The sequence below is a fragment of the Oceanobacter sp. 5_MG-2023 genome, from assembly GCF_030548165.1.
Taxonomy (GTDB): Bacteria; Pseudomonadota; Gammaproteobacteria; order Pseudomonadales; family Oceanobacteraceae; genus Oceanobacter.
In genome coordinates this window covers 70,917-94,578 of the sequence record NZ_JAUORS010000006.1, presented here as the reverse complement: position 1 = coordinate 94,578, position 23,662 = coordinate 70,917, and the positions used below count along the sequence as shown (strand labels likewise).

Sequence of the window (23,662 nt, the reverse complement as noted above, 5' to 3'; positions counted from 1 at the left end):
AATGCCCGGCTCAACTCTCCTACTGTTAGTCAAGAGTCATGCGCTATCTACTAAGCCTGTTTTTATACTTGAGTGCGGCCTGTGCTTCGGCTGCCATTATTGTTCCCAAAGCTCCTGATCTGGATGCGCGGGCCTTTATTCTGATTGATGCTGAGAGTGGCAATGTCCTGGTCGAGCACAATGCCGACGAGACCTTGCCGCCTGCCAGTCTGACCAAGATGCTGACCAGCTATATTGCTGTGCACGAACTGGTGACGGGTAATGTTACGGATGACACCATGGTGCCAATCAGTGTTAACGCCTGGAAAAAGGGCGGCTCCAAAATGTTTGTGCGCGAAGGTACCGAGGTCTCACTGATCGACTTGCTGCGCGGCATTATTGTGCAATCCGGCAACGACGCTTCGGTGGCGGTGGCAGAATACTTTGCCGGTTCTGAGGATGCATTTGCCGACTGGATGAACCAGTACGCCATCAAGCTGGGAATGACCAACAGTCATTTCATGAACGCAACGGGCTGGCCTGCGGAAGAGCATCATTCAACCGCACGGGATATCGCCACATTGGCGTGGCATATCATCAAGGATCACCCGGCCTATTACGGTCTGTATTCTGAAAAATACTTTGAATACAACGATATTCGTCAACCTAACCGCAACAAGCTGTTGTGGCGTGATGACTCTGTCGATGGCCTGAAAACCGGCCATACCGAAGCTGCCGGATTCTGTCTGGCTGCATCCGCGGTGCGGGATGATATGCGCCTGATCGCCGTGGTGATGGGTACCCGCAGTGACGATGCCCGTGCCAGGGAAACCCAGAAGCTGCTGGCCTATGGCTTCCGTTATTTCCAGACCCACAAACTGTACAGCGCCAACGATGTGCTGGAACAGCGCAAAGTCTGGCTCGGCCAGCAAGATCAGATCGACCTGGGGGTGAAGGATGACCTTTATCTGACCGTGCCCCGTGGTACTGAAGGCGATCTGGATGTTGAGCTGAACACCGATGAATACATCAAGGCGCCTATTGCCGCAGGTGATATGGTGGGCACTCTGGTGGTCCGCAAAGACGGTGAAGTTATCGAGGAGCGTCCATTGATTGCCATCAGTGCGGTAGAAGAATCCGGTCTGGTTGGTCAGCTGATGGGTGAAATCGAGATGTTCTTTACACGACTGTTGAGGTAATCGACATGGCTTTGATCAAGGCGGATGGCCAGCCTGCAACCACCCAGGAAGCGCCGAAAATCGAATTTCCCTGCGCCAATTACCCCGTCAAGGTTGTTGGCAAGGGCACGGATAATTATCGCCAGGTCGTGCTGGATATTTTCCATCTCCATGCTCCGGGGTTCGATCTTGAGAAAATCCAGGTGCGTGACAGCAGCAAGGGTAATTTCCAGTCGCTGACAATTTATATTACTGCGACGGGTATCGAGCAGCTGGAAGCGCTACATAAAGAGCTGAGTGCTCACGAACTGGTGCATATGGTGATCTGATGCCAGAGGTGGTGGTTCGTCAGCTGGGGCTGGTTGATTATCAGCCCTGCTATGAGGAAATGGTGTCTTTTACGGCCCGGCGTCAACCCGAGACCACGGATGAAATCTGGTTTTTACAGCATCCTGGCGTCTTTACCCAGGGTCAGGCTGGCAAGGCCGAGCATGTGCTGGTGCCTGGGGATATTCCCGTGGTACAGACAGATCGCGGCGGTCAGGTGACCTATCATGGCCCAGGCCAGCTGGTGGTTTATCTGTTACTGGATATCAAGCGTCTTGGCCTTGGTCCGCGGGCCTTGGTGACCGCCATGGAAGAATCGATCGCTGCGACGCTGGCCCAATGGGGTATTGATGCGGCTGCCAAAGCTGATGCGCCAGGGGTTTATGTCGACGGTCGCAAGATTGCCTCGCTGGGACTGCGCATTCGTAATGGCCGTACCTTTCATGGTCTGGCGCTGAATGTGGATATGGATATGACGCCTTTCTTGCGTATCAACCCCTGTGGTTACGCCGGGCTGGAAATGACACAGGTGGTTCGGGAAGCACCAAACGCCGGATTAAACATCGATCAGGTGGCTGGGCAGCTGGAACAACAGCTGATCCGTCACCTGGGTTTCACAACGATCACGAGCCCGGCATAATCTGCCGCGCCAGATCCAAATTATACATCCTGGTTGCGGTGATCCCGCTGACCGGGCAGGCTGGGGTAAACAGATGACTGAACGAGTAAAAGCGGTACAAGGGCAAAAATTACGTGGTGCTGACAAGGTTGCCCGTATCCCGATTAAAGTGATTCCTACCGAAGAAATGCCACGCAAACCCGATTGGATTCGGGTGCGTATTCCGGCTACCCCGGCAATCAGTGATATCAAGGCCAAGCTGCGCAAACACAAATTGCACACCGTATGCGAAGAAGCCAGTTGCCCGAACCTGGGTGAGTGTTTTGGTGGCGGTACGGCAACGTTTATGATTATGGGTGATATCTGTACCCGTCGTTGCCCGTTTTGTGATGTTGGCCATGGTCGCCCGAATCCGCTGGATGTTGATGAGCCGAAAAACCTGGCACTGGCAATTGCGGATATGGGGCTGAAATACGTTGTAGTGACCTCGGTCGACCGTGACGATCTGCGCGATGGCGGTGCCCAGCATTTTGCTGATTGTATCTCCCTGACCCGTGAACACAGCCCGAGTATCAAGATTGAAGTACTGGTGCCGGACTTCCGTGGTCGTATGGATGTTGCACTGGATACGCTGGAGCAAACGCCACCGGATGTGTTTAACCACAACCTGGAAACCGTGCCTCGCCTGTACAAAAAAAGCCGTCCAGGTTCCGATTACCAGTGGTCACTGGACTTGCTGAAAAACTACAAGCAACGTCGCCCCGATGTACCCACCAAGTCTGGCTTGATGCTGGGCCTGGGTGAAACCAACGAAGAAGTGATCGAAGTGATGAAGGACATGCGCGCTCATCTGGTCGACCACATCACCATGGGACAGTATTTGCAGCCAAGCCGTGAACACTTGCCTGTTGAGCGTTTTGTGACACCGGAAGAGTTTGATGAGCTGGGTAATATTGCCAAGGAAATGGGCTTTAGCCGGGTAACCAGCGGGCCAATGGTACGTTCTTCGTATCACGCTGATGCCCAGGCGGCTGGTGAAGATGTTAGCGGTGTCTGGAGTGGTCATAAAAAATCATCGTAACCGATGATCGCCAATCTCACTGATTGAGCAGTATAAAAAAACCGCAGCCTGACAAGGGCTGCGGTTTTTTTTATGGCTGTTGTCCGGCGGTTATGGCCAGGCTGGCTGCTTCCGTTATTCAGAGCAGTGGCGGTACCACAGTCATGGAAGAGGACAAGTGCAGGTTGTCGTTGTCTGTTGATGCAATCTGCAGAGCCTGTTCGTCATTCCAGACCAGTACGTCGTAGTAGCGGCGGATGTTCTGGACATAATCAACGGCTTCACTGCCACGGGCATAACCGTAACGGGTGTTTTTGTGGTAACGCTTCTGGCTCAGCAGTGGCAAAGCTTCTTTCACATCGCGCCACAGGTTCGGATTGCCACCCATTTCGTAGGCCAGACGGCGAGCGTCCTGCAAGTGGCCATAACCAATATTGTAGGAAGCCAGCGTCATCCAGGTACGATCCGGTTCGGCTACCTGGGTACCCAGGCGGTTGCGTAAACTGTTCAGATAGCGTCCGCCACCAAGAATGCTTTGCTCTGGGTCGAGACGATCACTGACACCAAGGTCACCTGCGGTCGCATTGGTCAGCATCATCAAGCCCCGTACGCCGGTGTAGCTGGTTGCCAGCGGGTTCCAGTGGCTTTCCTGATAACCCACTGCTGCCAGCAGACGCCAGTCAAACTGGTTGTCGTTGGCGGATCGTTCAAAATACGGCTTGTAGCGATCGAGCTTGCGTACAGTCTGGCGCAAGAAACGCTTGGCACCGACATAGTTCAGCTCATCGAGATGGCCGTAGTAGCGCTCGTTCAGCGTTGCCAGTTGTTGACGAGTCTGGCGTGACTGAAAAAATTCTCGTGAAGCGTTGAGCAGAGAGTTGTCACGATTGTGCTGGAATGCCCAGGCCAATGAGCGTTCATCATCAATGGTGAAGCCGATACCGATATTGGGGATATAGGCTTGCAGCATATTGAATTCGTTGGAGTTGACCAGGGTGTAGTCGATATCACCATTAGCAACCATATGCATCAAATCGGTAATATCCAGCTCGCCGGTTTCGCTCCAGCTCAGCTCTGGACGTTCATCCACCTGGGCACGACGTAATGTCTGGGCATGGCTGGATGACGCCGGGACTACAATCATACCGCTGAGCATGTCGTCGAGCTTGCGTGGGCGCTGGGTGCCACGGCGATAGATCACGTGTTCACGGACTTGCTGGTAGGGTTCGCTGAAACGGAACCAGCGTTGACGTTCTGGTGTAACAGCCAGGCCGGCGGCAGCAAACTGTGCCTGGTCGGCATTTAATGCTGTGAATATGCCAGTCAGGTTGTCGGCCACCTGTACATTCAGTCGCACACCAAGATAGTCGGCAAATGCCTGAGCCAGTTCCAGTTCATAGCCTGACGGGCCTGTACGGTCTTCGTAGTAGGTCACTGGGCTGTTACGGGTAATCATGGTGATTTCACCGTGCATCCGTATTTGCTCTAACTGTGTCGGGCGTACACTACCTGTGATCGCGGTAAGGCAGACCAGCAGAGTCATCAGACCCGTTAGCAGTTTGACTGATTTCATCAGCATGTAAGGTTGGCTCCATTATTAACTATCGTGCTCTCCTGCACTAATCTGGTGCGTGGCAGCAATTATTGTTCCATTTTACACCATAAGTTGGTTAAAAAACAATCGTTGAGCCAAGAGCTTCTCTGAATGGTGGCAATAGGTGTTGTCAATGGCAGGTGGTTTAATCGTGATCTGGTCGTGGTTATCAAGACAATAAGGATGGTTTTGCTGGTTGTTTATTCGCCATAAAGCCCGGTTTCATCGCATTTGGGCGTGCCATGGCCACGAATCAGACAAGCGCAGCAAGCCGCTTGCTGACAGCCGGAGTGGTGCGCTTGTGTCGGACTGTTTTGTCCTGTTTTTGGCTGCTTTCAGCACGGAGTAGCTGCTTTTCTGATCAGTTTATCCGGTAATCAGAACAGAAAAACTCTGTTGCCGCAGTCGCTCAGACGATGCCATCTGGTAGCAGAGTTGATTGCTATCCAGTATCATTTGGCCTCATTTTTTCCCGTATTTTCGGCCCCACCCCTGGAGTCAAGGCACAATGCTTGAGCTGCGTGGCGCACCAGCGCTTTCGGAATTTCGTCAATCCAGAATTCTCAGCAAACTGCAGAACGCAGTTCCATCCGTTACTGGCGTCTATGCCGAGTTCGTTCATTTTGCTGATCTCAAAGCCGATCTGGCTGACCATGAGCACCTGATTCTGGAGCGAATTCTTCGTTATGGCCCCAAGGCTGACAGCGTGGAATCCGGCTTTATGGATGAGGCGGATTTATTTCTGGTCATTCCCCGTTTTGGCACCATTTCTCCCTGGTCATCGAAAGCCACGGATATTGCCCATAACTGTGGCCTGGATAAGGTGTTGCGGCTGGAGCGGGGTATCGCCTATTACGTCACTGGCAGCCGTGCTGCTGATCGTGATGCGGTGACCGCCGCCTTGCATGATCGTATGGTTGAAGTGGTTCTTGACCACCACGATGGCGCCGCGGCGCTGTTCTCCCATGCCGAACCGGCACCCTTGACGACAGTGGATGTGCTGAGTGGTGGTCGAGAGGCGCTGTTGGCGGCAGATAAAGAGCTGGGCCTGGCCCTGGCCGATGATGAAGTGGATTATCTGGTTGATAACTACAAGATCATGGGGCGTAACCCGACCGACGTTGAGCTGATGATGTTTGCCCAGGCTAATTCCGAGCATTGTCGTCACAAGATTTTTAACGCCAGCTGGACCATTGATGGTCAGGAGCAGGACAGATCCCTGTTCCAGATGATCAAGAACACTTACGAGTGTTATCACGACAATATTCTCTCTGCCTATAAAGACAACGCGTCGGTGATCCGTGGTCATCAGGCAGGGCGCTTCTTCCCGAACCCGATGGGGACGGAACAGTCCGGTCAGTACGGCTATCACGAAGAAGCCATGCATATCCTGATGAAGGTGGAAACCCATAACCACCCAACTGCGATTGCACCACACTCCGGGGCGGCCACCGGTTCTGGTGGCGAGATTCGTGACGAAGGGGCAACAGGCCGTGGCTCCAAGCCTAAAGCAGGCCTGACCGGTTTTACGGTTTCCGATCTCAAAATCCCCGGCTTTGAACAGCCATGGGAAAGCCAGTATGGCAAGCCGGACCGGATTGTCTCGGCTCTCGATATCATGACGGATGGCCCATTGGGCGGTGCGGCATTTAATAATGAATTTGGCCGCCCGAACCTGTGTGGTTACTTCCGTACTTTTGAACTGCAACACGATGGTGAAGTCCGGGGTTATCACAAGCCGATCATGATTGCCGGTGGTTACGGCAATATTCGTGATGAGCATGTACAAAAGGGTGATATTCCTGTCGGTGCTGCCCTGATTGTGCTGGGTGGCCCGGCGATGCAGATTGGCCTGGGCGGTGGCGCAGCGTCGTCGATGGCCTCTGGCCAGTCCAATGCCGATCTCGATTTTGCTTCCGTACAGCGTGAAAACCCGGAAATGGAACGCCGGTGCCAGGAAGTGATCGATCGCTGCTGGCAGAAAGGCGAGCAGAACCCGATTGCCTTTATTCACGATGTGGGTGCTGGTGGTATCTCCAACGCTTTCCCTGAGCTGGTGGGGGACGGTGGACGTGGCGGTCAGTTTGAACTGCGAAACGTCCCGAATGATGAGCCAGGCATGAGCCCACGGGCTATCTGGTCGAATGAATCCCAGGAACGTTACGTGATGGCGGTGCCGCAGCAGGAACTGGCCACCTTTGATGCCATCTGTCAGCGTGAGCGTTGTCCTTATGCCGTGGTGGGTTACGCCACCGAAGAAGAACATCTGACCGTGACCGACAGCCACTTTGGCAACAAGCCCGTGGATATGCCATTGCAGGTATTGCTGGGCAAGCCACCGCGTATGCACCGGGATGCCAGCACTCGCGCCACAGTGGCAACGCCGTTTGATACGACAGGTATTGATCTGGCCGAAGCGGCGGAGCGGGTACTGACCTTGCCAACAGTTGCCAGCAAGTCCTTTCTGATCACCATTGGTGACCGCTCCATTACCGGTACCGTTGCCCGTGACCAGTTTGTTGGTCCTTGGCAGGTGCCAGTCGCAGACGTGGCGGTAACTACTGCGTCTTACGACAGTTATGTCGGTGAAGCCATGGCGATGGGGGAGCGTACTCCGGTTGCATTGCTGGATGCACCGGCATCCGGTCGACTGGCAGTGGCGGAAGCCATCACCAACCTGGCGGCGGCACCGATTGCCCGGTTAGCCGACATCAAGTTGTCAGCCAACTGGATGTGTGCGGCTGGTCACGAGGGTGAAGACGAGAAACTGTACGCCACGGTAAAAGCCGTTGGGATGGAGCTCTGCCCCGAGCTGCAAGTGACCATTCCAGTGGGCAAAGACTCCATGTCGATGAAAACCCGCTGGCAAGACACCAACGAACAGGGCGATAGCCTGGACAAGGCGGTGACTTCCCCCATGTCTCTGGTGATTACAGGCTTTGCGCCAGTATCGGATGCCCGCCTGGTTCTGACACCACAAATTCAGAAAGACATGGCCTCTGACCTGATTCTGGTGGATCTGGGCCGTGGCCAGAACCGCCTGGGAGCCTCTTGTCTGGCCCAGGTGTATCAGCAAGTCGGAGACATTCCGGCCGATCTCGACGATGCCGAAGACTTGCAGGCTTTCTTTGCTGTGGTGCAAGGGTTGAATGCCGACGGCAAGTTGCTGGCGTATCACGACCGCTCAGATGGTGGGTTGTTTGCTACCCTGGTGGAAATGGCGTTTGCCGGTCACGCAGGTCTGGATATTTCCATGGATCTGCTGGCCGATACCCCGTCCGAGCTGGCAGCAGCACTGTTTGCCGAAGAGCCGGGCGCAGTGATGCAGGTACGTCGTGACGATCTGGAAGCCGTACTGGCTCAATTTGAAGCCGCCGGTCTGGGAGATTGCACCGCCGTGATTGGTGCCGCCAATGACGATGACCAGATCACCTTCAGCTTTCAGGATGAAGAATTCCTCAGTGAATCCCGCACTCGCTGGCATCGGGTCTGGGCAGAAACCAGTTTCCGTATGCAGGCGCTGCGCGACAACGCCGACTGCGCCCAGCAAGAGTTTGATGCCCTGCTGGACAGCGACAATCCCGGGATTCACGCCGAGTTAAGCTTTGATGTGAACGAGGATATTACGGCAGATTTGCCCGATTCAATATCTGCCGATGCGCCGAAAGTGGCCATCCTGCGGGAACAAGGGGTTAACGGCCAGATCGAAATGGCGGCTGCGTTTGATCGCGCCGGGTTTGCCACTGTTGACGTGCATATGAGCGATATACTGTCAGGGGCTGTGACGCTGGAAGGCTTCCGCGGCCTGGTGGCCTGTGGCGGGTTCTCTTACGGTGACGTATTGGGTGCCGGGGAAGGCTGGGCCAAGTCGATCTTGTTTAACGATCAGGCCCGTAGCCAGTTTGCCGCCTTCTTTGCACGCCCAGATACTTTTGCCCTCGGGGTTTGTAATGGTTGCCAGATGTTGTCAAACCTGCACGAACTGATACCGGGTGCTGAACACTGGCCACATTTTGTGCGCAATATGAGCGAGCAATTTGAAGCACGGGTGGCGATGGTCGAAGTGCAGGAATCCGATTCCGTGTTCCTTGCGGGCATGGCTGGTTCGCGCATGCCGATTGCGGTGGCGCATGGTGAAGGCCGGGCAGAGTTTGGCTCACAAGCGGATCTCAGTGAACTGGCCGGCCAAGTGGCGCTGCGTTATGTTGATCATTATGGCAAGGTCACAGAGCAATATCCGCTCAACCCGAATGGCTCGCCAGAAGGTATTACCGGTCTGACCGCGGCTGATGGTCGGGTAACGATCATGATGCCGCACCCGGAGCGCGTATTCCGTGCTATCCAGAATTCGTATATTCCACTTGGAGCGGATGGCGAACCCTGGAGCGAAGACGGTGCCTGGATGCGTATGTTCCGCAACGCGCGCGTCTGGTGTGAAGAGAACTGAACTGCCTGATCCGGCTTCTCTTTACCGGTCAACGCAGGCACTACTGCCAATCCGCCAGCCTTTGGGGCAGCGGATTGGCTCTATTAACCGGCCGTTATCACAAGCCTGAGCTACGCTGCAGCGATTTATAAGAAGTCGGGTGGTTCTGGTAGTTATGGCAACGGCAGTAATGACGAGACAAATCATGAAAAAGATGTTGGCGGTAGTATTGCTGGGTGTCAGTGCCAGCGTGACGGCTCAAGCGGTAGAAATTAAAAAATCTGTGGATGAACAACGCTGCCGTATGGTCAAGCAGAGCACCTGTATCAACAACGGTCGTAATGGCATTCAGCATTGTCAGCAGGAGCATCGGCAATCAGCCGCAGAGTTCGGGGCTGACCAGATAGTGATTACCTCGACCAATCAGAGTGATCATCGCAAACGCATGGCAACCGGTAACTACAAGAACTTTACCAAAACCAAGATGACGGCGCGGTATTATGTCTGTGATGACAGAATCCAGCAGCATCAGAGCGTGCAGCGAGAGGTTGTTGTACCACCGGCGCAAGGTAAAACCGTCGAAGAGCGCCTGTTGCGCTTGCAAACCCTGCGTGAGAAGAACCTGCTCAGCGAACAGGAATATCGTACCAAACGTGCGGAAATCCTGTCAGAGCTGTAGCGCTATCGCTAACTCCTGACTTTTATTGCGTCTTTCCGCTCGCCTTTTACCCCGATGCTATCCTTGATTATCGCTGTGGCCCTGCACCGACTGGAAGGTCAGTCGGCAGGGTGGCGCTGCGATAATAACCGTGGTCGCCGTTATGGTGATCATCATGATGGTGGTTGTCATGATGGTAATCATTGTGGTGGTAACGGTTGTTTGCATAACCGCAGTTGTTGCCGGTTATGGAACAGTATGTGAAAACAATTTAATTTCCAATTTGTTAAATAGCAAGCTAGTTTAGCGCCCTGTTCTGGCTCCTCTGGGTGATGTAAGGCGATGCGTAAAGTAGTGATTGTTCTGTTGTTGTTATTGGTCACCGGTCTGGCGGGTTACTGGTGGTGGTGGCATCAGGGCCGCGAAGATACCGACAATGCCTACATCAAGGCCGATATTGTACCGGTGATGAGCCGGATCGATGGAACCGTGCTGGCGCTGGAAGCCCAGGACAATCGGGCGGTGAAGCAGGGCGATGTGTTACTGACATTGGACCCTGCCTTGTATCTGACCCGTTTACAGCAACAGCAGGCCATGCTGTCTGCAGCCCAGGCCCGACTGACACATCTGGCCGACCGGGTAGTGGCGGAACAATCCCAAATCGCTTCAGCTGCGGCTTCGCTGGAAGGTGCCCGGGCTGAATACCGGCGCGCACAACAACAACTGAAGCGCCTGCAGCAACTCAAACAACAGCAATATGTATCGCAGGATGCCATTGATGCCGCCGAACTGACCCAGGCCTCGGCTGAGGCCCGACTACACGAAAACGAAGCCCAACTGGCGTCCCGCAAGGCCAATCTGGTGGCGGTCAAGGGCGAGGCTCCGCAGTTACAGGCCAGTGTGGCAGAAGCCCGGGCGGCGGTGGCTCAGGCTCAGCTGATGCTGGATTACTGCACCATTGTGGCTCCCCGTGATGGGATAATCACCAGCCGCCAGATTCAGCTGGGACAGAGTGCGGCACCCGGTGCCCGCTTGATGAGTCTGGTGACTCACCCGGTTTGGGTATATGCCAATTTCAAGGAAACCCAGGTGGCCGAGATGCAAGTCGGACAAGCGGTTGAAATCCGGGTTGATGCCTTGCCTGATCTGATATTCAAAGGCCATGTTGACAGTTTTTTTGCGGCCACCGGTTCAGAATTTGCTCTGCTGCCTCCTCAGAATGCAACGGGTAACTTCACCAAGGTGGTACAACGATTACCGGTCAAGCTGGTGTTTGAGGACGGTCAGGATACCTCGATGCTGCGCCCTGGCATGTCGGTTGACGCTGCTGTTTTTACTGCTGCTGTGGCTGAGTAGCGTGTGACTGAGCGTTTTCCGCGCTACTGGTTAGCGATTGCTGGTGCCCTGTTGGGTGCCTTTATGGCCATTCTCGATATTCAGATCACCAATTCTTCGTTGAAAGATATTCAGGCGGCGTTGGGTGCCACTCTGGAGGAATCCTCCTGGATTGCGACCTCGTACCTGGTGGCTGAAATGATCGCTATCCCATTGACCGGCTTTTTTGCCGCCTGGCTGTCGCCGCGGCGTTATCTGGTGTGGAACAGTGCGGCGTTTGTGGCGGCCTCGCTGGCCTGTTCGCTGGCCTGGAACCTCGAGAGCATGATTGTATTCCGGGCGTTGCAGGGATTTACCGGCGGCGCGCTGATTCCGATGGCGTTTAACCTGATTGTGACCTTGCTGCCGCTGGACAAACGCCCGGTCGGGATGGCGCTGTTTGGTGTCACAGCAACCTTCGCTCCCAGTATTGGCCCGACACTGGGAGGCTGGTTAACAGAAACATTCAGCTGGCATTATCTCTTTTACCTCAATGTCATACCCGGGGCCGCTGTGATCACCCTGCTGACCATGGGGCTGGAGAAACGCAAGGTTGATGACACCCAGTTAGCCCGGATAGATGTGCTGGGCATGGTCACCATGGCGCTGGGGTTGGGGTGTTTGCAGCTGGTATTGGAAGAAGGCGCCAAGGATGACTGGTTTGAGGCTGAGTACATTCGCTGGTTAGCGCTGGTGTCATCGTTATCGCTGGTACTGTTTGTACGACACCAGTTACGGGTGCCGTTTCCATTGGTGAATCTGCGCCTGTTTGCCAACAAGGATTTCAGTCTGGCCTGTGTGGCGTATCTGATGCTGGGATTCGGGCTGTTTGGTTCCGTGTATCTGGTGCCTTTGTATCTGGCGTCATTACATGATTACACCGCGTTGGATATTGGCCTGGTACTGATGTGGGTTGGCTTTCCACAATTGCCGTTTTTTCCGTTGATCCCCAGAATTCTCAAGTTTGTGCAGGCCCGTTTTTTGGTAGCGATCGGGTTTGTGGTCATGGGGATGAGCCTGTTTATGAATATGCATATGAGCATGGACTATGATGGCAGTTATCTGATTCCGGCGTTATTGCTGCGGGCGTTAGGACAGCCGTTTATCATGGTGCCGCTGTCATTAATGTCGGCAGCGGCGTTACCGCCGCAGGATGTTGCTTCGGCGTCGACGTTGTTTAACGTGATGCGTAACCTGGGTGGAGCGATAGGTATTGCTGGCCTGGCAACCCTGTTGCAAAAACGCACTGACCTGCATGGTGCGGAAATTCGCGAGACGCTGGTGGCCAATAGCCAATCGACGCTGGATTATCTGGCACTGCTGGGGCAGCAAATGGGGCTGCCAGCACAGGCGCCGCAAGTATTGTCTCAGGTCGCAACCGAGGTGCAACAGCAGGCCTCGGTGATGTCTTACAACGAGGCATTTGCGGTGTTGGGGGTGTCGATGCTGGTGGCTGCCGTGGCCTCTGTGATGGTCAAGCCATCGAAGCCACTCAAGGCGAAAAGCACCGATACCACCCCGGATCATTCTGCCGCCGACAAGGCCAGCACCTGAAGCGCTGTTGGGCTTTGGTCTGGCGGGTGTGTGTCCGGGCAAGTGCCGGCAAACTGTCGTTTACTTCCTGATCTATCCAGCATACAATCTGCGCCCCTTTTAATAGGCCTTTTTCGCCTGTATCCGGATTGAGATGAATCGCCTCCGGGCGATAACAGCATGATTGGCAAGCGGGAAAGATGTTGAACGGCGGGCGATTCCAAAACCCGCCACCCGGAATATCCGGTAGTGTGACTCTGTTTTTCAGACCAACGCTGACTGGGATTCCGCTTGATAAAACGATCGGAGTAGATCTTTTTTATGGTAGTTATTCGTCTGGCCCGTGGTGGCTCAAAAAAACGTCCTTTTTATCACATCAACGTAGCGGATTCGCGTTGTCCTCGCGACGGTCGCTTTATCGAGCGTATGGGTTTCTTTAACCCGGTTGCTCGTGGCTCCGAAGAAGGCCTGCGTATCGATCTGGAACGTGTTGATTTCTGGCTGGCTCGTGGTGCTCAGCCTACCGAGCGTGTTGCCAAACTGCTCAAAGATGCACGTAAAGCCCAGCCTGCTGCTCCTGCAGCTGACGCTGAAGCTTAATTCGTGCCAGCTGAGGGAGCGTTGGTGACTGACCAGGAAATTACCGTTCTGGGCAAGATCTCGACCGCATTTGGCATCAAGGGATGGGTCAAGGTGTATTCCTTTACCGATCCGGTGAGCAACATTCTGGACTACCCGATCTGGCTATTGAGTATCAATGGTGAGTGGCGGACGTTTGAAGTGGAAGCAAGCCAAACCCAAAGCAAAGGGATTGTGGTAAAACTGAAAGGTATAGCAGACCGCGATGCGGCGCTGGCGCTGTCTCAAACCGAGATTGCCGTTTATACCTCGCAATTACCCGAACCCGACGACGATGAATTTTATTGGTTCCAGCTGGAAGATCTGAAGGTAGAGAATACCCAGGGTCAGCTGCTGGGCAAGGTAAAAGAGCTGTTTGATTCTGGTGGTGGTAACCAGGTAATGAAACTGACGAGCTGCGAAGGCAGTATCGATCAGCAACAACGCCTGATCCCCTACGTAGATACCATCGTTCTGGATGTCGACCTTGAAAGCAAGGTGATCCAGGTCGAATGGGAAGCAGATTACTGACCAGTGCTGTTTTGACAGCACCGGTATAGAGGCCCACACGATGTGGTTTGGCGTTGTTTCCCTGTTTCCGGATATGTTCAATTCGCTCACCGATTATGGTGTCAGCGGACGGGCAGTGAAGCAGGGACAGATTGCTGTCGAGCGTTGGAATCCCCGTGATTTTGCGTACGACAACTACCAGACCGTCGATGATCGTCCTTACGGTGGTGGCCCCGGCATGCTGATGAAAATCCAGCCGCTGCAGGATGCCATTGCCGCCGCTCGTGAAGCGGCAGATCAGCAACCAGGGAAACCGGCGCGAGTGATTTATCTGTCACCGCAAGGGCGCAAACTGGATCAGGCGGGGGTGCTGGAACTGGCACAACACGACAAGCTGATTCTGGTATCGGGACGATACGAAGGCATTGATGAACGTTTGATCGGGCAGGAAATCGACGAAGAGTGGTCGCTTGGCGACTTTGTACTCAGCGGCGGTGAACTGGCGGCAATGACATTGATGGATGCGGTGATTCGTTTGGTGCCGGGTGTACTTGGGCATGACTTGTCGGCCCAGCAGGACTCCTTTATGGAAGGCCTGCTCGACTGTCCCCATTATACTCGTCCGGAAGTGTACGACGGACAATCTGTCCCTGCGGTATTACTGAGTGGCAACCACGAGAAAATCCGCCTATGGCGGCTGAAACAGTCTCTTGGCAGAACCTGGGAGCGTCGACCGGATTTACTGGACACGCTGGAACTGAGTAACGAACAACATAGGTTATTGACAGAGTATCTGAGCGAACGAGTGAGTGAATCTGACACCAAATCGCCAGACTGTTAAGGAGCATACAATGAGCAACAAGAACCCAATCATTCAGCAGATTGAGAACGCCCAGCTGAAAGAATCCGTTCCTGAATTCGGCCCAGGTGACACTGTGGTTGTACAGGTTAAGGTAAAAGAAGGTACCCGTGAGCGTCTGCAGGCGTTTGAAGGTGTAGTGATTGGCAAGCGTAACCGCGGCCTGAACTCTGCTTTCACCGTCCGTAAAATCTCTCACGGTGTTGGCGTAGAACGTACTTTCCAGACTCACAGCCCACAGATTGACAGCATGGCTGTCAAACGTCGTGGTGATGTGCGTCAGGCGAAACTGTACTACCTGCGTGAACGTAGCGGTAAATCTGCACGTATCAAAGAGAAGGTATAACCTTCTTGTTTGGAAAGAACGGGCCTTGTGCCCGTTTTTTTATGGCTGTAAAACAGTATTGGCAAGATCGCTATGAATTGGTTGGAACCAATGACCCTCTCCGGCTTCAAAACCGAAATTTATTCCTGACAACAGGGTGTAGGACACAATGAAGAAATTATTGTTGTCGTTTTTGGTGGTTGGTCTGACCGCCTGTAACGATTCGGATGCAGCAGAACCGACTCAGGCTGCTGCCGCGGCAATCCGGACACTGGCAGAATCCCATTTACAACAGGTGTATGGGCCACAGGTAAAAGTGGAAGGTACCAGTCTGATTGCCAATAACCAGATTCTGGAAGTGATTCTGGAAGGTGGCCCGGCACTGTATATGACGCCGGATGCCAGCCATCTTATCTATCGTGATGAACTGATTGCCATTGATGGCCCACACGCGGTCAATGTGACGCAAGAGCGTATGAACCCGCGTCGTGCCGAAAGCATGGCAACCATTGCCGATACCGATACCGTCCTGTTCCCGGCCAAAGGCAAACAAAAAGCGCTGATCAACGTTTTCACTGATATTGACTGCGGTTATTGCCAGAAGCTGCACAAGGAAATTCCGCGTATTAATGAACTGGGCATTACCGTGCGTTACCTGGCGTACCCTCGTTCCGGTATTCAGGATCCCAATACTGGCCAGCTGACCCAGTCATTCCAGAAAATTAACTACGTCTGGTGTCAGGATGATCGCAAGACAGCCATGACCGATATGAAAAATGCCCAGAGTGAACTGAACTCCCTGAGTCGGCAGTTGCGTGCAGGGGATGCTGCCGTGCAGAAGCGCGTAAATGAATTACAGCAGACACTGGTTGCCAATATGCAGGCGAGTACAGCATGTAATGAACCGATTGCAGAGCAGTACCTGATGGGTCGACAACTGGGTGTGAATGGCACCCCAGCCATTATTGTTGACGATGGCCGTCTGTTCCCTGGCTATATGCCAGCAGACCAACTGGCAGAAGCACTGGGCGTACTCTAGGCCTCACTGACCAGCCCTTGATACCCGGATCGATAGACGCTGTATTCTGCAGCGTTTGTTGTCCGGGTTTTTATTATCCCGCCAACAGTGAAGCCAATGTTGGCGGCGCATGTCTGCTTCACAATTCTTATAGCCGCTGCTTATATCCATGATATTTTTTACTGCCGAGGCTTGACTGTTACCGAATCAAAGCTTTGTCTGTGTCTGTGGGTAACATGTCTTTCTTGCTGGTTAAAAAATGAACAAATTAGCGGGACCGTTGCCCTGACTGGCTCTGCAGCGCTTTTAAAGATGATATTCACACAATTATCCACAGAAACTGTGGATGAAGTGGCAGTGGGCTAAATCGACAGTCTGATGACGTCAAGTGTATTTTCAAATAATTGGTACAGAATCAGCAGAGAATACCGTCGCTGTTCGCACTGGCTTGATGAATTACTCACATAGACCATCATGGTCGTCATGGATAGTTTTTGGATGCAGTACTTGACAAGCACCCGGAGTCGGTACCTAAGACCTTGAAAAGCAAGTATTTTTTATAAGCTGAAAAAGATGTGTCTTGATGCTCCAAAAATGGCAGCTGTCAATTTCAAATTCCAGAAAATTATCCCCATAATTATCCACAGACTTGTTCCCGGTTTTTGATCGGGTATTTTGAAATTAACCAAGGAATGACAGCTTGCAAGTCTTGACAGTGATTTTTTTTAAAAATGACACGTCAATATTTTCTAACAGGCGTTATTCACATAGTCATAAAACCGTCATTTCCATCATCGATAAAAGTCAACAAGTGTCTTCAAAAAAACCGATATATTGCTATCTTATTGAAATATAAGAGTTTTTGTTTTTGGTTCAAAACCGAACAATTTAAGGAAAAGCCAGTATTGGTGCGGCTTGCAGGTACTTTTAAAGAAATTGTCCTCAGATTTATCCACAGATTCTGTGGGTAACCGGTCGTCAAGGCAAATTATCGGTTATTTTTACCATTCAGGAAAAAAAATGGCCTGACAACACGCCTTCAAAGGTCATCGCCAGTGGATAATAGGCTTGATCTGAGGTTGTTTTCTGCAAGGCTGTGCACAACTTCTGATTCAGGCAAAAATGTGCACAACTTTGGGGAGTAGGCTGCAGAATCTCAGACCGATGTCCGCTCCTTGTTATCCTCAGGTAAGGTTGCGGCGAGCAACTCCGGTAGCTGTGCTTGCCACTGGAAGCGCTGCACCAGTGACCACCAGACGTTATCCAGCGGAGCAGTAAACACCAGTGGCTGTTGTGTGACAGGGTGTGTCATATGGAGTTGCCAGGCGTGGAGCAACAAGCGTCCGGCATTGAGGTGGTCACGAAAGTAGCGACTGTGGCGCCCCTTGCCATAACGGGCATCACAAATAATAGGGTGGCTCAGATGTTTCAGGTGACGGCGAATCTGGTGCTTGCGCCCGGTTTTCGGCATGGCTTCAACCAGTGAGTAACGGGATTGCGGATACTTGTCGATCTCGACATCCAGCTCGACGGTGGCCAATAAACGGAAGTCGGTAATGGCTTCTTGTGGTGGTTTGATTACTGGCTGTTTGGCGTATTTATCAATCGGCGGACTCATGGCGTAGTCGAGGTGTACATACTCGGGCATATAACCACGCACAATCGCCAGGTAGCGTTTATCGATCACACGTTCCCGCCATTGATCAGCAATTTGGCTGGCTATCTCACTGGAAAGTGCAAACACCAGAACCCCGGACGTTGGTTTGTCCAGCCGATGCACCGGATAAACCCGCTGACCTAGCTGGTTGCGCAGTAGCTGCAAGACAAAACGGGTTTCGTGGCGGTCAATATCACTGCGATGTACCAGCAAGCCACTGGGTTTGTTAATGGCCACCAAATGGTCATCAAGATAAAGAATATCGAGCAAAATAATCGTTTAACCTCTGGCATCGGATTAAGCAGGTGGGGTGGTGTTGGACTGTAGCGGAATCGGAATCGACCGGCTACTGGCGCCGAAAGCTGGCGCTGCGCCAGGTCAGTACACCATTTGTACCTGCTGGAATAGGGAACAACCCTGTTATTGTCAGACGATTTGGGGTTTTGCTGATGGCACGGTGGCGAAATAAAGTGCTTCGGCTGGTATTCTTGCCACTGGCAGCAGTTGTGCTTTGCTGGAGCATTTAAAGGAGCAAGAATGGATTTTGTCTGGATTCTGGTGGCATTTTTATGTGGCTTTGTCGTCAAGCAGGTAGGCATGCCACCATTGGTAGGGTATTTGTTGGCCGGGTTTGGGTTGAATGCCGTGGGTATGGAACCGGATTCGGTCTTGAACCGGCTAGCGGATCTGGGCATTACCCTGATGCTGTTTACCATTGGCCTGAAGCTGAACGTCAAGGCGTTGTTAAAAACCGAAGTATGGGCAACCAGTGTGCTGCATACCAGTCTCTGGACGTTGCTGCTGGTTGGGGTGGTGTCTTTGCTGGGATGGCTGGGTATCAGCCATTATCTGGAAATCCCCTGGCAGACTCAGGCGTTGATCGGTTTTGCCCTGAGTTTTTCTTCGACCGTTTGTGTTATCAAGATGCTGGAAGAAGCCTCTGAGCTGAAAGCCCGCCATGGCAAGATTGTGGTCGGGATTCTGGTCATTCAGGATATTGTTGCGGTTATTTTCTTGGTGGCCTCAACTGGCAAGATTCCATCGATCATGGCGTTTGGTTTGCTGGGCTTATGGCTGCTGAAACCCATGCTGCATCGTCTGGTCAGCCGGGTTGGTCACGATGAGTTATTGCCTTTGCTGGGCTTCTTTCTGGCGTTGGGGGGATCGGAGCTGTTCTCGCTGGTGCATATGAAAGGTGATCTGGGGGCTTTGTTGATCGGTGTGCTGCTGGCTTCTCACAGCAAGTCGGTTGAAATCTACAAGGCATTGATGGGGTTCAAGGATCTATTCCTGATCGGGTTCTTTCTGTCGATCGGCTTTACCGCCTTGCCAACCCTCGATATGGCCTTGCCGGTGCTGCTGTTAACCTCATTGTTGATCGTGAAGTTCGGTCTGTTTTTTGTCCTGATGCTGAAATTCAAGATTTCAGGACGGACGTCATATCTGAGTGCTCTGGCGTTAACCAACTTCAGCGAGTTCGGACTGATTGTGGCGCACCTGAGCGTGGACAATGGCTGGTTGAGTAACGACTGGCTGGTGATTCTGGCGGTTTCCATGTCGCTATCGTTTGTACTCAGTACTGCCGTGTATCGCCGCGCCCACCATATTTATGCGCAGCGCAAGGAACAGATCAACCGTTATGAGCGCCCGGGAGCGCACTCAACCTACGAAACGCCGGTACAGGCCGAGGTGCTTATTCTGGGCATGGGCCGGGTTGGCAAGGGCGCTTACCGTGCGATGGAAGCTGAGTATGGCAACCGTATCTGTGGGGTGGAGTCTGACCCTGAACGTATCGCCTATCTGAAAAGTAAAGGCCTGAACGTGGTGGTCGGAGATGCGGACGATATGGAGTTCTGGGAAAGTATTGGCGCTGCTCGTAACGATATCCGTCTGGTGATGATGGCGTTACCGGCACAACTGGAAATGAAGAGCACGCTGGAGATGCTGCGCCTGTCCGGTTATACCGGCAAGATTTCTGCCGTGGCCCGTTACGACGATGAATGCCAGGAGCTGATCGACCTGGGAGTGGATGTCGTCTTTAACTACTATCTGGAAGTCGGTGCCGGTTTTGCGGCAGAAAGCCGTCATTTACTGGAAGAACCCGCTTCCGAGCCGGAACCCGCCAACGCATAGTGCTCAAGCTGTTGCAGCAAGAGGGCTGGTTCGCTGGCCCGCAACAGTTCTCCGCTTTGATGGGCAAATCCTTGCTGGCGAATATGCGTCAGCAAGTCAAAAAACGGCTGCCAGAACTGGTCAACATCAAAACAGGCACAAGGCTTGTTGTGATCACCGATGTTGGCCCAACACCAGACTTCGACCAATTCATCCAGGGTGCCGATACCACCGGGTAAAGCCACAAAGGCATCGGCCAGATCGGCCATCAGTGCCTTACGTTCATGCATGCTGTGTACGTGGTGTATTTGTGTCAGACCGGTGTGGATTCTTTCCTGTTGCCCGAGTACCCCAGGCATAACACCAATCACTTCCCCACCGGCTGCCAGCGCCGCATTGGCGACTATTCCCATCAGCCCTGATTGACTGCCACCATAGACAATGCCAATGCCTTGTTGGGCGAGAAAAGTGGCTAATGTTGTTGCGGCAGCGGCATAGGCCGGGTCATTCCCCAGGCGGGAACCACAATAAATAGCAACACGTTTGATCATCTTGATATCCGGTAAAAAAATTCGGCTACAGCATACGTCTCTGACGCTGGCTGTCATCTGCTTATCGCTGGGCAGCGGCCATCGACAGCCTGAAAAACCGTTTGGTACATGCGGGCTTATCAGCCCGCTGTCCTGCTGTATATGACGGTGGAAAGACCCATCAGAGATGGGTTTCTGCATATTCCGCCAGAGGCGAACGCGGCGACCCTTGCAGATGAATGGTACCGCCCTGGTCAAAGGCCTTGAAGCGCTCTATCAGATAGGTCAAGCCAGAACTGACAGGGGTCAGGTATGGCGTGTCGATCTGGGCGAGATTACCCAGACAGACCACCTTGCTGCCGGAACCTGCGCGGGTAATGATGGTTTTCATTTGGTGAGGGGTCAGGTTCTGGCATTCATCGATCAGGATCAGGCTGTGCTGGAAGCTGCGGCCACGAATATAATTCAGCGATTTGAACTGCAACGGTACTTTTTGCAAAATATAATCGACGCTGCTGGTGGCGTGCTCATCTTCGTAATGCAGGGCTTCAAGGTTATCGGTGATGGCGCCGAGCCATGGTTCCATTTTTTCCGCCTCGGTGCCGGGCAAATAACCAATATCCTCGTCCAGGCCTCGGGTGCTGCGGGTGGCGATAATCCGGCGAAACTGCTGGGTGGCGACGGTCATTTCAATGGCAGCGGCCAGTGCCAGAATGGTTTTGCCGGAACCGGCCTGACCACTGAGCGTTACCAGCGAGACCGACGGATCGAGCAACAGATGTAATGCCAGCGCCTGGGGCAGGTCCCGTGGACGCAGTCCCCAGGCTACCTGAGACATCAGTTGCTCCACCGGCAAGTCGTGCAATACCGCCGTGTCGTTGTCCAGATCCACCACCTTGCCGACAAAGCCGCTTTCATCAAGGATAAAATGATTGAGATACAGTTCGTCAGGCAAATGGCCTCGCGGAATACGGTGGAAAGTCCCGGTGGCATCATGGAAGCTGTTGACCTGGGTCTGGCTGTCCCAGAATGAATCGGCATAGGTGTGGTAGCCGGTTTCCAGCAGCGACACATCCGACAGCATCTGGTCGTTCTGATAGTCCTGTGCACCGATACCACAGCCCCGTGCCTTGAGGCGCATATTGATGTCTTTGGTGATCAGAATAATGTCGCGGTGGGGAGATTTTTCCTGCAGAGCGATCAGGCCATTGATGATTTTGTTGTCGTTCATCTCCCGGGATAAGGGCGCGTGACGGCTATCAAAGGTATCCAGCAGAATGGAAAACGAACCGAGTGACTTGCCATCGGCCCGCTTTATCGGTACTCCTTTGGCAATCTCGGTCGGGCTGGCTTTGCCAATAATACGATCAATTTGTCGTATCGCTTCCCGGCAATCGGTGGCGATGGCAGCTTTGCCCATTTTCAGCTTGTCGAGTTCTTCCAGTACCGTCATGGGAATAACGACCTGGTGTTCTTCAAATTGATGAATGGCACTGGGGTCGTGAATCAGCACGTTGGTATCCAGAACATACAGCTTGGTAGCAGTTTTGCGCGCGGCCATAAAAACACTCTCCTGGTTTCAGGTTCAGAGAAGCAAGCGGTGAGTCTGTGGTGATGCGTTCCGGGGATTGGCCGGATGGACAAGGTGACGTGGCAGATGACGTCGGAGGTAATGGATAAGTGGTCGGGGTAGCGAATGCAGCCGTATCATCAACACCGGCTGGCAGGGAAAACAAACAGTACGATTCCTGATGGTGATACGGAGCCGCAGATATAGACAGGTCGACTGGCAATGTGTCCCTCCCTCTGTGAGTAGTGCAATTACTATGGCCTTTGCTGTTGATCTTGCCAAGCCCCGGAAGCCAAATCTGTGGATCATGGCCACCTTGTCACTTTGGCTGATCAGGCGTTACCGGGGCAGCTGATGGCAGGAAAATAGCGCAAGTGAAACGCATCAAGGCTGGTCGAGACCATAACCGTTAATGATTACGGGCAAGGTTTGGGGGCGGGAAAAAATATTTGATTGAGAAAAGCGCCCTGTAATTGGCAAATACTATTGAACCGCCGCCTTGGCAACCGATAAGCTTGCCCCCATTACCAAGTACCAAGTGTCTGTATTCCGATTTATCGCCGGACGATGTAGACATCGTCGGCGGGTTTCCCTTCTGGAGATTTTTGTATGAGCTCGTCACGCCACGTAAAACTGTTAATCCTAGGTTCTGGCCCTGCTGGTTATACCGCCGCGGTATATGCTGCGCGCGCCAATCTGAACCCGGTAATGATTACCGGCATGCAAATGGGAGGGCAGCTGACCACCACCACTGAGGTTGATAACTGGCCGGGTGATACTGCCGGAGTGCAAGGGCCGGAGCTGATGGAGCGCATGAAAGCCCATGCCGAGCGTTTTGATACCGAAATTGTTTTTGACCAGATTCACACGGTCAAACTGGATCAACGTCCGTTTGTACTGCAGGGTGATAGCGGTGAATACACATGTGATGCTCTGATTATCGCCACCGGTGCCAGCGCCCGTTACCTTGGTCTGGAAAGCGAAGAAGCCTTCAAGGGCAAGGGTGTATCGGCTTGTGCCACCTGCGACGGATTTTTCTATCGCAAAAAACCGGTAGCGGTGATTGGTGGTGGTAATACTGCTGTTGAGGAAGCCTTGTACCTTGCCAATATCGCCTCTGAGGTCATTGTTGTTCACCGTCGTGACAGCTTCAGTTCAGAAAAAATCCTCGCCGACAAGCTGCTCGATAAAGCCGCTAACGGCAATGTCACCATTCACTGGAACAGCGAGCTGGATGAAGTCCTGGGCGATGATATGGGCGTCACTGGTATGCGTATCAAACATCGTGATACCGATGCAAAGACCGATATTGCCCTGGATGGTATCTTTATTGCCATTGGTCACTCACCCAACACCGGTATTTTTGAAGGCCAGCTGGATATGGAAGGCGGCTACCTGAAAGTTCAGACTGGCAGCCATGGTAATGCCACTCAAACCAGCGTAGAGGGTGTGTTTGCCGCCGGTGATGTATCGGATCACATTTATCGCCAAGCCATTACCTCTGCTGGGACCGGCTGCATGGCGGCACTGGATGCCGAACGTTATCTGGATAATCTGGCCAGCGCCAAGTAAAACGATCAACCCGTTCTGTGATTCGGCCAGTGAGGCCAATATCCCGAACGGGTGCCATTTTCTGCCAACGGGTACTGCTTCCAGTAATTATTACTATTCTTTATTGGTAGCTGCGTTGATAAACTCTAAAAGCGAACAGTCGG

At 53.0% G+C, this 23,662-nt stretch carries 20 protein-coding genes; 15 read left to right on the top strand and 5 right to left on the bottom strand.

The annotated features are described in order from the left end of the window. Window positions 1-38 precede the first annotated feature (38 nt). From Q4551_RS05875 to lipA, 4 genes are all read left to right on the top strand, one after another. Window positions 39-1,178 (top strand): D-alanyl-D-alanine carboxypeptidase family protein, encoded by a 1,140-nt coding sequence (locus Q4551_RS05875; RefSeq protein ID WP_303432454.1) that lies wholly within the window; start codon window positions 39-41, stop codon window positions 1,176-1,178. Between the two features lie 5 nt (window positions 1,179-1,183). Continuing rightward, a complete protein-coding gene (locus Q4551_RS05870; RefSeq protein ID WP_303432451.1) occupies window positions 1,184-1,486 on the top strand; it encodes a YbeD family protein in 303 nt (100 codons plus the stop codon). Then, window positions 1,486-2,124 (top strand): lipoyl(octanoyl) transferase LipB, encoded by a 639-nt coding sequence (gene lipB / locus Q4551_RS05865; protein ID WP_303432448.1) that lies wholly within the window; start codon window positions 1,486-1,488, stop codon window positions 2,122-2,124. The genes Q4551_RS05870 and lipB overlap by 1 nt, the downstream gene beginning before the upstream one ends. Window positions 2,125-2,197: 73 nt before the next feature. Continuing rightward, complete coding sequence (gene lipA / locus Q4551_RS05860; protein ID WP_303432445.1) at window positions 2,198-3,184, top strand: lipoyl synthase; 987 nt, start codon at window positions 2,198-2,200, stop codon at window positions 3,182-3,184. A 118-nt stretch (window positions 3,185-3,302) separates the two neighbouring features. Here lipA and mltF read toward each other — a convergent pair whose 3' ends face one another. Next, a complete protein-coding gene (mltF, locus tag Q4551_RS05855) occupies window positions 3,303-4,742 on the bottom strand; it encodes a membrane-bound lytic murein transglycosylase MltF (protein ID WP_303432443.1) in 1,440 nt (479 codons plus the stop codon). A 523-nt stretch (window positions 4,743-5,265) separates the two neighbouring features. On the opposite strand from mltF, the gene purL reads away from it, so the two are divergent. Both purL and Q4551_RS05845 read left to right on the top strand, forming a co-directional pair. Beyond that, window positions 5,266-9,204 carry a phosphoribosylformylglycinamidine synthase gene (gene purL / locus Q4551_RS05850; RefSeq protein WP_303432440.1) on the top strand — a complete coding sequence of 1,313 codons (3,939 nt, stop codon included), beginning with the start codon at window positions 5,266-5,268 and terminating at the stop codon, window positions 9,202-9,204. Window positions 9,205-9,388: 184 nt separating this feature from the next. Continuing rightward, window positions 9,389-9,862, top strand: a complete 474-nt coding sequence (locus tag Q4551_RS05845) for a hypothetical protein (protein ID WP_303432437.1) — start codon at window positions 9,389-9,391, stop codon at window positions 9,860-9,862. Window positions 9,863-9,919: 57 nt separating this feature from the next. Here Q4551_RS05845 and Q4551_RS05840 read toward each other — a convergent pair whose 3' ends face one another. After that, on the bottom strand, window positions 9,920-10,069 hold the full coding sequence (locus Q4551_RS05840) for a hypothetical protein (protein WP_303432434.1): 150 nt from the start codon (window positions 10,067-10,069) through the stop codon (window positions 9,920-9,922). A 114-nt stretch (window positions 10,070-10,183) separates the two neighbouring features. Between Q4551_RS05840 and Q4551_RS05835 the strand changes: the two genes are divergently transcribed. The 7 genes from Q4551_RS05835 to Q4551_RS05805 all read left to right on the top strand — a co-directional run bounded on the left by Q4551_RS05835 (window position 10,184) and on the right by Q4551_RS05805 (window position 16,099). Beyond that, complete coding sequence (locus Q4551_RS05835) at window positions 10,184-11,197, top strand: HlyD family secretion protein (protein ID WP_303432432.1); 1,014 nt, start codon at window positions 10,184-10,186, stop codon at window positions 11,195-11,197. A 3-nt stretch (window positions 11,198-11,200) separates the two neighbouring features. Beyond that, the gene (locus Q4551_RS05830) at window positions 11,201-12,769 is read left to right on the top strand and encodes a DHA2 family efflux MFS transporter permease subunit (RefSeq protein ID WP_303432430.1); all 1,569 of its coding nucleotides are present in this window, start codon (window positions 11,201-11,203) and stop codon (window positions 12,767-12,769) included. Between the two features lie 300 nt (window positions 12,770-13,069). Continuing rightward, the gene (gene rpsP / locus Q4551_RS05825) at window positions 13,070-13,348 is read left to right on the top strand and encodes a 30S ribosomal protein S16 (RefSeq protein ID WP_303432428.1); all 279 of its coding nucleotides are present in this window, start codon (window positions 13,070-13,072) and stop codon (window positions 13,346-13,348) included. A gap of 24 nt (window positions 13,349-13,372) precedes the next feature. Further along, window positions 13,373-13,897, top strand: a complete 525-nt coding sequence (gene rimM / locus Q4551_RS05820; protein ID WP_303432427.1) for a ribosome maturation factor RimM — start codon at window positions 13,373-13,375, stop codon at window positions 13,895-13,897. Window positions 13,898-13,937: 40 nt separating this feature from the next. Further along, window positions 13,938-14,717: a tRNA (guanosine(37)-N1)-methyltransferase TrmD gene (gene trmD / locus Q4551_RS05815; RefSeq protein ID WP_303432425.1), complete on the top strand. Its 780-nt coding sequence runs from the start codon at window positions 13,938-13,940 to the stop codon at window positions 14,715-14,717. A 10-nt stretch (window positions 14,718-14,727) separates the two neighbouring features. After that, complete coding sequence (rplS, locus tag Q4551_RS05810) at window positions 14,728-15,081, top strand: 50S ribosomal protein L19 (RefSeq protein WP_303432423.1); 354 nt, start codon at window positions 14,728-14,730, stop codon at window positions 15,079-15,081. 148 nt (window positions 15,082-15,229) lie between these two features. Next, on the top strand, window positions 15,230-16,099 hold the full coding sequence (locus Q4551_RS05805) for a DsbC family protein (RefSeq protein ID WP_303432421.1): 870 nt from the start codon (window positions 15,230-15,232) through the stop codon (window positions 16,097-16,099). A 1,135-nt stretch (window positions 16,100-17,234) separates the two neighbouring features. Here the strand turns inward: Q4551_RS05805 and truC are convergent. Continuing rightward, window positions 17,235-18,005: a tRNA pseudouridine(65) synthase TruC gene (gene truC / locus Q4551_RS05800; protein WP_303432419.1), complete on the bottom strand. Its 771-nt coding sequence runs from the start codon at window positions 18,003-18,005 to the stop codon at window positions 17,235-17,237. A 267-nt stretch (window positions 18,006-18,272) separates the two neighbouring features. Between truC and Q4551_RS05795 the strand changes: the two genes are divergently transcribed. After that, window positions 18,273-19,868 (top strand): cation:proton antiporter family protein, encoded by a 1,596-nt coding sequence (locus Q4551_RS05795; protein ID WP_303432418.1) that lies wholly within the window; start codon window positions 18,273-18,275, stop codon window positions 19,866-19,868. Here the strand turns inward: Q4551_RS05795 and Q4551_RS05790 are convergent. Together Q4551_RS05790 and Q4551_RS05785 are read right to left on the bottom strand one after the other, a co-directional pair. Beyond that, complete coding sequence (locus Q4551_RS05790) at window positions 19,820-20,398, bottom strand: TIGR00730 family Rossman fold protein (RefSeq protein WP_303432416.1); 579 nt, start codon at window positions 20,396-20,398, stop codon at window positions 19,820-19,822. The genes Q4551_RS05795 and Q4551_RS05790 overlap by 49 nt on opposite strands. Window positions 20,399-20,558: 160 nt before the next feature. After that, complete coding sequence (locus tag Q4551_RS05785; protein WP_303432414.1) at window positions 20,559-21,938, bottom strand: PhoH family protein; 1,380 nt, start codon at window positions 21,936-21,938, stop codon at window positions 20,559-20,561. Between the two features lie 618 nt (window positions 21,939-22,556). On the opposite strand from Q4551_RS05785, the gene trxB reads away from it, so the two are divergent. Next, complete coding sequence (gene trxB / locus Q4551_RS05780) at window positions 22,557-23,519, top strand: thioredoxin-disulfide reductase (RefSeq protein WP_303432412.1); 963 nt, start codon at window positions 22,557-22,559, stop codon at window positions 23,517-23,519. The last annotated feature ends 143 nt before the right edge of the window (window positions 23,520-23,662 follow it).

Excerpts from the sequence above, each read along its gene's own strand:
- Q4551_RS05795 (WP_303432418.1), top strand. The coding sequence starts at position 18,273 with ATGGATTTTGTCTGGATTCTGGTGGCATTTTTATGTGGCTTTGTCGTC.
- Q4551_RS05790 (WP_303432416.1), bottom strand. The coding sequence starts at position 20,398 with ATGATCAAACGTGTTGCTATTTATTGTGGTTCCCGCCTGGGGAATGAC.
- trmD (WP_303432425.1), top strand. The coding sequence starts at position 13,938 with ATGTGGTTTGGCGTTGTTTCCCTGTTTCCGGATATGTTCAATTCGCTC.
- Q4551_RS05835 (WP_303432432.1), top strand. The coding sequence starts at position 10,184 with ATGCGTAAAGTAGTGATTGTTCTGTTGTTGTTATTGGTCACCGGTCTG.
- Q4551_RS05870 (WP_303432451.1), top strand. The coding sequence starts at position 1,184 with ATGGCTTTGATCAAGGCGGATGGCCAGCCTGCAACCACCCAGGAAGCG.
- Q4551_RS05805 (WP_303432421.1), top strand. The coding sequence starts at position 15,230 with ATGAAGAAATTATTGTTGTCGTTTTTGGTGGTTGGTCTGACCGCCTGT.
- Q4551_RS05845 (WP_303432437.1), top strand. The coding sequence starts at position 9,389 with ATGAAAAAGATGTTGGCGGTAGTATTGCTGGGTGTCAGTGCCAGCGTG.
- trxB (WP_303432412.1), top strand. The coding sequence starts at position 22,557 with ATGAGCTCGTCACGCCACGTAAAACTGTTAATCCTAGGTTCTGGCCCT.
- rpsP (WP_303432428.1), top strand. The coding sequence starts at position 13,070 with ATGGTAGTTATTCGTCTGGCCCGTGGTGGCTCAAAAAAACGTCCTTTT.
- Q4551_RS05785 (WP_303432414.1), bottom strand. The coding sequence starts at position 21,938 with ATGGCCGCGCGCAAAACTGCTACCAAGCTGTATGTTCTGGATACCAAC.
- purL (WP_303432440.1), top strand. The coding sequence starts at position 5,266 with ATGCTTGAGCTGCGTGGCGCACCAGCGCTTTCGGAATTTCGTCAATCC.
- mltF (WP_303432443.1), bottom strand. The coding sequence starts at position 4,742 with ATGCTGATGAAATCAGTCAAACTGCTAACGGGTCTGATGACTCTGCTG.
- Q4551_RS05840 (WP_303432434.1), bottom strand. The coding sequence starts at position 10,069 with ATGCAAACAACCGTTACCACCACAATGATTACCATCATGACAACCACC.
- lipA (WP_303432445.1), top strand. The coding sequence starts at position 2,198 with ATGACTGAACGAGTAAAAGCGGTACAAGGGCAAAAATTACGTGGTGCT.
- rplS (WP_303432423.1), top strand. The coding sequence starts at position 14,728 with ATGAGCAACAAGAACCCAATCATTCAGCAGATTGAGAACGCCCAGCTG.
- lipB (WP_303432448.1), top strand. The coding sequence starts at position 1,486 with ATGCCAGAGGTGGTGGTTCGTCAGCTGGGGCTGGTTGATTATCAGCCC.
- Q4551_RS05875 (WP_303432454.1), top strand. The coding sequence starts at position 39 with ATGCGCTATCTACTAAGCCTGTTTTTATACTTGAGTGCGGCCTGTGCT.